General features: G+C 83.7%; 1 pseudogene. It reads left to right on the top strand.

What is annotated here, in order from left to right:
* Positions 1 to 300: pseudogene (locus E2C06_RS38425) on the top strand (murein hydrolase activator EnvC family protein); the annotation flags it as partial.

Genomic DNA, 300 nt, shown 5'->3' with positions numbered 1-300 from the left:
CGCGCCCAGGTCGCCGAGCAGCGGGTCGCGGAGGCCGAGGAGCGCGCCCGCGCCGCCGCCGCCGCGGCCGGCCAGTCCGAGGCCGAGCTCCGCCGCCGCGCCGCCGCCCTCGCCCCGGCGATCCCGGTGATGCTCCGCCTCGCGCTCTGGCCGGCGGAATCGCTGCTGGCGGTGCCGGGGGACGCGGAGGACGCGCTGCGCGGCCTGCTGGTGCTGCAGGGCCTGTCGCGCGAGATGGCCGCCGAGGCCGCCAGCCTGCGCGCCAGCGGGGCCGAGGCCGCCCGCCGCGCCGCGACCGCC

It is taken from the genome of Dankookia rubra (genome assembly GCF_004355005.1).
In the GTDB taxonomy this organism is placed as follows: Bacteria; Pseudomonadota; Alphaproteobacteria; order Acetobacterales; family Acetobacteraceae; genus Paracraurococcus; species Paracraurococcus ruber_A.
This window is presented reverse-complemented; position numbering and strand designations above follow the sequence as displayed.